Raw genomic sequence first — 583 nt, forward strand, 5'->3', positions numbered from 1 at the left:
ACTACTCCGACCCCCATTTTGAAAACGCTGATCTTTGTAAAGACCTTCCACCACACTACTGGGAAAAAAGAGGATATTCAGTACTCGGTCCAAGCTATTTTGACAGCGTTCCTGTCAAAGACTGTTTGGTTGATGCCGGCAACAAGGACCTGTCAAAAGGGGTAATCATAGGTACTGATAAAAAGCAGAGGAAGGACGTTATTGGCCGACTTTTTAAGCAGTATCGGCCGGGCCGATTTGACAAGGTGATAATGAATACATTTCCCCGCACTTGTGTTGCTTATCTAGAGACGGCGATTGGGCGGATCGGATTCGCATACGGTGATGATGATGAACAAGTAACAGAACAGATGCTGTGTCAAAAGGCACGTGAGAACCTAAAGAAAGTGGGTAAATAAAATGAGTGTTACTATCGACCCCTGTGAGCTTGACCGGGCTATCAATATATTTACTAAAAACGCAAAGTATTTCGGTCGACGATCTTATTTTAATGAAAGGGGAATGGATGGTGAGTTTACTGAGGAGCCTGGGTTGCGGGAGTTGGGGCGGCAGCATGCTCTGGTGATTAACGGTGGGGTCGGCA

1 protein-coding gene and 1 pseudogene are annotated in these 583 nt (G+C 46.0%); both read left to right on the forward strand.

The annotated features are described in order from the left end of the window. Positions 1-398 (forward strand): hypothetical protein (locus V5S80_RS09335; RefSeq protein ID WP_395170498.1); only part of this gene is annotated, 398 nt, incomplete at its 5' end. 1 nt (position 399) lies between these two features. After that, positions 400-583: pseudogene (locus V5S80_RS09340) on the forward strand (hypothetical protein); the annotation flags it as partial.

The sequence above is a fragment of the Corynebacterium sp. PCR 32 genome, from assembly GCF_037464985.1.
GTDB lineage: Bacteria > Actinomycetota > Actinomycetes > Mycobacteriales > Mycobacteriaceae > Corynebacterium > Corynebacterium kroppenstedtii_D.